At 75.2% G+C, this 5,115-nt stretch carries 4 protein-coding genes and 2 pseudogenes; 5 read left to right on the top strand and 1 reads right to left on the bottom strand.

Features of this window, described 5'->3' with window-relative positions; all coding sequences use genetic code 11:
* Positions 1–185, bottom strand: a pseudogene (locus tag CCN33_RS06580) (zinc finger domain-containing protein); the annotation flags it as partial.
* Here CCN33_RS06580 and CCN33_RS06575 point away from each other — a divergent pair.
* From CCN33_RS06575 to CCN33_RS06555, 5 genes and pseudogenes are all read left to right on the top strand, one after another.
* A pseudogene (locus CCN33_RS06575) lies at positions 180–824 on the top strand (DnaJ C-terminal domain-containing protein); the annotation flags it as partial. The pseudogenes CCN33_RS06580 and CCN33_RS06575 overlap by 6 nt on opposite strands.
* Before the next feature lie 76 nt (positions 825–900).
* Positions 901–2,001: a nitronate monooxygenase gene (locus CCN33_RS06570; protein WP_086692170.1), complete on the top strand. Its 1,101-nt coding sequence runs from the start codon at positions 901–903 to the stop codon at positions 1,999–2,001.
* Entirely contained in the window at positions 1,998–2,744 is a 747-nt protein-coding gene (locus CCN33_RS06565; protein ID WP_086692167.1) for a 16S rRNA (uracil(1498)-N(3))-methyltransferase, read from the top strand. Before CCN33_RS06570 ends, CCN33_RS06565 begins: the two co-directional genes overlap by 4 nt.
* 78 nt (positions 2,745–2,822) lie before the next feature.
* Entirely contained in the window at positions 2,823–3,350 is a 528-nt protein-coding gene (locus tag CCN33_RS06560; protein WP_244173707.1) for a hypothetical protein, read from the top strand.
* A gap of 116 nt (positions 3,351–3,466) precedes the next feature.
* Positions 3,467–5,115: S41 family peptidase (locus tag CCN33_RS06555; protein WP_425275830.1), on the top strand; the 1,649-nt coding region annotated here is incomplete at its 3' end.

The following is a 5,115-nucleotide window of genomic DNA, read 5'->3' as shown; positions in this document are numbered from 1 at the left end:
CGGGAGCGGACCCGGCCGTCGCCCGCGCACTCGGGGCACGGGGTCGGGACCACGGTGCCGAAGCCCTGGCACTGCGGGCAGGGACGGGAGGTCATGACCTGGCCCAGGAAGGACCGGGTGACCTGGGAGACCTCGCCGCGGCCGCGGCACATGTCGCAGGTCTGCGCGGAGGTGCCGGGGGCCGCGGCGAGGTCTCCCAGGTCACCCGGTCCTTCCTGGGCCAGGTCATGACCTCCCGTCCCTGCCCGCAGTGCCAGGGCTTCGGCACCGTGGTCCCGACCCCGTGCCCCGAGTGCGCGGGCGACGGCCGGGTCCGCTCCCGGCGCACCCTGACCGTGAAGATCCCCGCCGGTGTCGACAACGGCACCCGCATCCAGCTCGCGGGCGAGGGCGAGGTCGGCCCCGGCGGCGGTCCCGCCGGCGACCTCTACGTCGAGATCCACGAGCTGCCGCACTCCACCTTCCAGCGGCGCGGCGACGACCTGCACTGCACGGTCACCATCCCCATGACGGCCGCGGCCCTCGGCACCAAGGTGCCGCTGGAGACGCTGGACGGCATGGAGGAGGTCGACATCCGGCCCGGCACCCAGTCCGGCCAGTCGATCCCGCTGCACAACCGGGGCGTCACGCATCTGCGCGGCGGCGGCCGGGGCGACCTGATCGTGCACGTCGAGGTCACCACCCCGACCAAGCTCGACGCCGAGCAGGAGCGGGTGCTGCGGGAGCTGTCCAAGCTGCGCGGCGAGGAGCGGCCCACCGGGCAGTTCCAGCCCGGCCAGCAGGGGCTGTTCTCCCGGCTGAAGGACGCGTTCAACGGACGCTGACGGCGGGGGGCGCCCGGTGCGCCCCCACGCACGGGCCGGATTCGGACTTGTCAGGCGGACATGACACCATGCGGGCATGTCCTCCGCACTGGCCGATCTCGTCGTGCATCCGATCGTGCAGGCCCCCATGGCGGGCGGTGTCGCCGTGCCGGAACTGGCCGCCGCCGTCTCCGAGGCCGGAGGGCTCGGCTTCCTCGCCGCCGGCTACAAGACCGCGGACGGGATGTACCGCGAGATCAAACGGCTGCGCGGGCTGACCAGCCGCCCCTTCGGCGTCAACCTCTTCCTGCCCCAGCCCGCCCACGCCGAGCCCGGCGCGGTCGAGCTGTACGCGCAGCAACTGGCCGGTGAGGCCGCCTGGTACGAGACGGAGACCGGCGACCCCGACGGCGGCCGAGACGACGGCTACGACGCCAAGCTCGCCGTGCTGCTGGACGACCCCGTCGCCGCCGTCTCCTTCCACTTCGGCGTGCCCGACGCGGAGGTACTGGCCGCGCTGCGCCGGGCCGGGACTATCACCCTGGTCACCGCCACCACGGTCGAGGAGGCCCGCGAGGTCGAGCGGGCCGGGGCGGACGCGGTGATCGCGCAGGGCATCGAGGCGGGCGGCCACCAGGGCACCCACCGCGACCTCGCCGAGAACGACGGCACCGGGCTCGGCCTGCTGTCCCTGGTCACCCAGACCGCGCAGGCCGTGGAGATCCCGGTCGTCGCCGCCGGAGGCATCATGCGCGGCGCCCAGATCGCCGCCGTCCTCGCCGCCGGGGCCACCGCCGCCCAGCTCGGCACCGCCTTCCTCGCCACCCCCGAGTCCGGCGCCCCCGAGATCCACAAGCGGGCGCTGACCGACCCGGTGTTCCCGCGCACGGAGCTGACCCGCGCCTTCTCCGGGCGCCCGGCGCGTGCCCTGACCAACCGCTTCCTGCGCGAGCACGGGCCGTACGCGCCCGCCGCCTACCCCGACGTGCACCACCTGACGGCGCCGCTGCGCAAGGCCGCCACCGCCGCCGGGGACGCCCAGGGCATGTCGCTCTGGGCGGGCCAGGGCCACCGGCTGGCCCGGCCGCTGCCCGCGGCCGAACTCGTCCGCACCCTCGCCGCCGAACTCAACCTCGTACGGGGTGAGTCGGGGCGGCAGTACCGACCCGTCCGAGCCCAGGGAGGGGACGCGCGATGACCGCGCCCGTCTTCGTCGTCGACCACTTCCGCACGGACGGCACCCGGTACGTGCTCGACGGACCCGAGGGGCGGCACGCCGTCTCGGTGAAGCGGCTGGAGCCCGGCGAGGAGGTCGTCCTCACCGACGGCGCCGGACGCTACGCGGTCTGCCGGGTCACCGGCACCGAGGGCAAGGACCGGCTGATCGTCGACCTCCCCGAGGTGCGCGAGGAGCCCGAGCCCCGGCCGCGCGTCACCGTCGTGCAGGCGCTGCCCAAGGGCGACCGGGGCGAACTCGCCGTGGAGACCATGACCGAGACCGGGGTCGACCGCATCGTGCCCTGGCAGGCGTCGCGCTGCATCACCCAGTGGAGGGGCGAGCGCGGGCTGAGGGCGCTGGGCAAGTGGCGCTCCACCGCCCGCGAGGCCGGCAAGCAGTCGCGCCGGGTCCGCTTCCCCGAGGTCGCGGAGGCCGCCTCCACCAAGCAGGTCGCCGCGCTGCTCGCGCGGGCCGACTTCGCCGCCGTGCTGCACTCCGACTTCGACCACGAGTCGGTCCCGCTGGCCACCGCCGAACTCCCGGCCGAGGGCGAGATCGTGCTCGTCGTCGGGCCCGAAGGGGGCGTCTCCCGAGACGAGTTGGCGCTCTTCGAGGAGGCCGGCGCCCGCGCCTGCGTCCTCGGCCCCTCCGTCCTGCGCACCTCCACCGCCGGCACCGCCGCGACCGCCCTCCTGCTGGGCCGCACCGGCCGCTGGTCCTGAAGACCCCGCGCCGCACGTTCGGGTGACTGGCCGTATGCGGCCTTCCGCCGTGCGGGTGTCGGTGGGACGCTGGGGTGTATGGGGGCTTCGAGTGGGATTCGGGTGCTGGCCGCCGGTGGGCTCGTGGCGCTCGTCGTCGGTACGGTGACGGCGTGTGAGCCGGGGGAGCTGGGGGCGGCCTCGGTCGCGTACACCACCGACTCGACCGCGACCGACGCGCTGAAGAAGCGTGATGTGGACGTGAGTTGGCTGACCTGCACCGGGCGGCAGGACGGCGGGTCGTCGGCCGGTGGGTCGCCGAGCGAATCCACGGTCGTCACCGTCGACTGCCAGGGGAAGACCAAGGACGGGCGGGACATCACCGTCACCGGCAGGGTGACCCGCGCGGTGAGCGGGGCCTGTGTGCGCGGCAATCTCGTCGCCAGGGTCGGCGGACGCCAGGTCTTCCGGGTGAGCGGGCTCGGCAACTGCGACGCCGCCCCGGTCTACACCCCGCCCGCCACCTACCGGCCGCCCGGCGGGCCCCGGCCCACGGTGACCGTCACCGTCACCCGCACCCTGTGGTGCGAGAACGACCCCTCGTGCCGGCCGGTCCAGGGCAAATAGACTGATCAATTCCGGGTCCGGGTGCGGACGTTCGCGCGTAGGGTGATCGTGTGACTCACGGTGCTGCCACGGAAAACGCCGCCTCGTACCTCCGATTCCCGCACGTGCGGGGCGACTTGGTCACCTTCACCGCCGAGGACGACGTCTGGGTCGCCCCGCTGGACGGTGGCCGGGCCTGGCGGGTCAGCGCCGACGGCGTCCCCGTGAACCACCCCCGTATCTCGCCCGACGGCACCACCCTCGCCTGGACCTCCCGCCGCGACGGCGCCCCCGAGGTGCACACCGCCCCTGTGGACGGCGGGCCCTCCCGGCGCCTGACCCACTGGGGCAACGCCCGCACCCAGGTCCGCGACTGGACCCGGGACGGCGAGGTGCTGGCGGTCAGCGCCGCCGGACGGCACAGCACCCGCCACAGCTGGGCCCGTACCGTCCCGCTCGACGGCGGCCCGGCCGCCACCCTCCCGTACGGTCCCGTCGGCGCCGTCGCCCACGGCCCGCACACCGTGCTGCTGTCCGCCACGATGAACCGGGACGCCTCCGCGTGGAAGCGCTACCGGGGCGGCACCGCGGGCAAGCTGTGGATCGACCGGGACGGCGACGGCCAGTTCGTCCGGCTGCACGAGGAGCTGGACGGCAACCTCGAGTACCCCTCCTGGGTCGGCGACCGCCTCGCCTTCCTCTCCGACCACGAGGGCACCGGCGCCCTGTACTCCTCCCTCGCCGACGGCTCCGACCTGCGCCGCCACACCCCGCTCGGCGGTTTCTACGCCCGGCACGCCGCGAGCGACGGCACCCGTGTCGTCTACGTCAGCGCCGGGCAGCTCTGGGTGCTGGACGACCTCGAAGGCGCCGAACCCCGCCGCCCCGAGATCCGGCTCGGCGGACCCCGTACCGGCCTCCAGCCCTTCGTCCTGGACGCCGCCCGCTGGCTGGACTCCGCCACCCCCGACCACACCGGGCGCGGCAGCGCGGTCGCCGTGCGCGGCACCGTCCACTGGGTCACCCACCGCGACGGGCCGGCCCGCGCCCTCGCGGCGGAACCCGGCGTACGGGCCCGGCTGCCGCGCACCTTCCGCGCGGGCGGCGAGGAGTGGGTGGTGTGGGTGACCGACGCCGAGGGCGACGACGCGCTGGAGTTCGCCCCCGCCACCGGCCTCGCCCCCGGCACCGCCCCGCGGCGCCTGGGCGCCGGACGGCTCGGCCGCGTCCTCGAACTGGCCATGTCCCCGGACGGCACCCGCGCCGCCGTCGCCTCCCACGACGGCAGGCTGCTGCTGGTCGAGCGGGAGACCGGTGAGATCCGCGAGGTCGACAGCAGTGAGCACGGCGACCCGCACGGCCTGGCCTTCTCACCCGACTCCGGCTGGCTCGCCTGGGCCCACCCCGGCCCGCGCCCGCTCTCCCAGATCCGGCTCGCCGCCACCACCGACCTCACGGTCACCGAGGCCACCCCGCTGCGCTTCGCCGACTACGAGCCGGTCTTCACCCTTGACGGCCGCCACCTCGCCTTCCTCTCCAACCGGGCCTTCGACCCCGTCTTCGACACCCACGTCTTCGACCTGGCCTTCGTGGAGGGTGCCCGCCCGCACCTCATCACCCTCGCGGCGACGACACCGTCCCCCTTCGGCCCGCAGCGCCACGGCCGCGCCTTCGGCACCCCCGACCGCGACGAGACCCCCGGCGCCGAGGGCACCCCCGTCACCCGCGTCGACCTCGACGGGCTCGCCGACCGCATCGTGCCCTTCCCCGTCGAGGTCGACGCGGG

The organism is Streptomyces recifensis (assembly GCF_002154615.1).
Taxonomy (GTDB): Bacteria; Actinomycetota; Actinomycetes; order Streptomycetales; family Streptomycetaceae; genus Streptomyces; species Streptomyces griseoluteus.
Note: the sequence above shows the minus strand (reverse complement) of the source record. Positions and strands in the feature narration are given on the sequence as shown.